The sequence below is a fragment of the Thiolapillus sp. genome, from assembly GCF_048562965.1.
GTDB lineage: Bacteria > Pseudomonadota > Gammaproteobacteria > Chromatiales > Chromatiaceae > Thiolapillus > Thiolapillus brandeum_A.
In genome coordinates this window covers 1-1,866 of record NZ_JBHNMF010000609.1, presented here as the reverse complement: position 1 = coordinate 1,866, position 1,866 = coordinate 1, and the positions used below count along the sequence as shown (strand labels likewise).

3 protein-coding genes are annotated in these 1,866 nt (G+C 57.0%); 1 reads left to right on the top strand and 2 read right to left on the bottom strand.

All coding sequences use genetic code 11. From position 1 onward, the window contains the following. Window positions 1-333: 333 nt before the first annotated feature. Window positions 334-876, top strand: a complete 543-nt coding sequence (locus ACOCD2_RS18290; protein WP_293688822.1) for a hypothetical protein — start codon at window positions 334-336, stop codon at window positions 874-876. Here the strand turns inward: ACOCD2_RS18290 and ACOCD2_RS18285 are convergent. Both ACOCD2_RS18285 and ACOCD2_RS18280 read right to left on the bottom strand, forming a co-directional pair. Continuing rightward, window positions 815-1,042 carry a hypothetical protein gene (locus ACOCD2_RS18285; protein WP_293650173.1) on the bottom strand — a complete coding sequence of 76 codons (228 nt, stop codon included), beginning with the start codon at window positions 1,040-1,042 and terminating at the stop codon, window positions 815-817. The genes ACOCD2_RS18290 and ACOCD2_RS18285 overlap by 62 nt on opposite strands. A 146-nt stretch (window positions 1,043-1,188) precedes the next feature. After that, complete coding sequence (locus ACOCD2_RS18280; protein WP_293650174.1) at window positions 1,189-1,632, bottom strand: ATP synthase subunit C; 444 nt, start codon at window positions 1,630-1,632, stop codon at window positions 1,189-1,191. Window positions 1,633-1,866: the final 234 nt, after the last annotated feature.

Below are 1,866 nucleotides of genomic sequence, written 5' to 3'. Positions count from 1 at the left end.
TTTGTTCCCGTCTATAAATGCCAAGTCATTGAAATTCAATTGAAAAACCGAAAAAAGACGATGAGAAATCCGGTGCAGGATGGTACAATTATGATCTAAAGCATTGATACATAAGAAAACCATTCCAGCACCGGAGGTAACAATGCGAGAAAAACGCACCGTCCAGAGCAGTATATTCCATTTTTTTGCAGATCACGAGATCGGGCGAGAATTACAAGCCATTTCCAACTGGCTGGATAGTCATCCTGAAATACTCAAGCGTGTCTTCGGCCTCGTGATAGATTTTGGGACATCCCAGTCCCCAAAATCGACTCGGCCTTTGACAACCTATTCGTGCCCCAGCCGTCCTGGTCACCAAGCACTACGCAACAACTTCGCAAGCTCGTTGCTGCTCCGTACTTGTCTCCCAATGACTGGACGCCGCGTTTGGATGCCTACTTTGCTTCCCCTCTGGCGCTATGCGCACGACGGGTAAGCAGTGCGGCCTCGCGGCTACTGGGGTCTACCAGCCTTCGCTTCGCTCTCCATGGCTGGCAGCGTTGGCAATTCGTGCACGACAGACTGGATGAGCTGCCAGCGCAGCTTGTCGAGTTTGCTCTTCAGCCGCAGTTCGCTGGCCTGGATCTGGCGACGGAACAGACGTTCGGCAGCAAGCACTTCGTTCTGTTCGCGGATATGCAGGCGCTCGTGGGCGTCTTCGAGAATATGCTGGCGGGCACGCTGTGCACGGTCGTGATATTCCTCTGCCAGCTTTTCGGCTCTTTCCAGCAGGGCTTTTTCCAGGTCACTGACCAGCTGTTCCTGTGCCATGATTTCAGTCTGCCCTTTCCGTGTCTGTGCGCGCTGTGTCCAGTGCATTTCTGCCCAGCACGCTGATGACCAGCTCTTCCACCTGGGGCTGATAGTCCCTGGGTGCATTGAGGGGCGGAATTTCGGTTACCACGATACCGCCGCCACGGTGCTGCAGTTGCCTGAGTGAATCGCAGTCGCAGCGCGCCAGTGCGGGTTCGAGAAACACCAGTGCTGTTTCCTTCTGTTCCATGAGTTCGTTCAGCAGTTGCTCGAGCTGCTCAACGGTGGCATCGGGCTAGGTTTCGAAGCCGATCATAGAGAAGCCGGCGCACAAGGCGGCGTCGCCCATCATGATCAGTCGTGTACCCTGTCTGGCGCTGTCCGCAGGCATCTGTATCAGCCGATCTTGATGGTCACCACCAGACCGTAAATGGCAATCCCTTCGGCCAGGCCCAGGTAGATCAGGGTGCGGCCGAACAGCTCGGGTTTTTCCGAGATCACCGCCAGGGAGGCGGCGCCCACCGGCCCCACGGCGATGCCTGCGCCGATGGTGGCCAGGGCGGTGGGAATGCCGATGCCGATGAGTGACAGGCCCAGGCCCACGCTGATCTCCCTGGCGCCGCCGGCGTTGACGGCGGCAGCTTCCGCCATGGCATCGTGCATGCCCAGCACCAGCAGCCCGACTTGCGCGCCGACAAAGAGCAGCAGGTTGGCGCCCACGACGGCCTTCCAGCGGTTCTGTGTATTGCGGTTCGGATTCAGGGGTCTGATTTCCAGATAGATGCCGGTGCCGATGAGGGCCAGCAGGCTCAGGCTCAGTATGGTGACCATCCAGTACATGACGAACTCCTCAGGTTTTCGTATTCAACAGATCGCTGGCTGACAGGCGCATGGGTTGAAACTCATGGCCGTCTCCCCGGAAGAACCGGGAGAAGCCCTCGTAATATTCCAGACGCGTAACTACTCACCCCTATCAGCATAGAGCTGTCCCGAAAAGGCCATTTGAATGGCGACCAGCGGATTGTATCCCTGATTTGCCATGGTCTGCAGGTAACTGGAGATGCGGCAATAGGC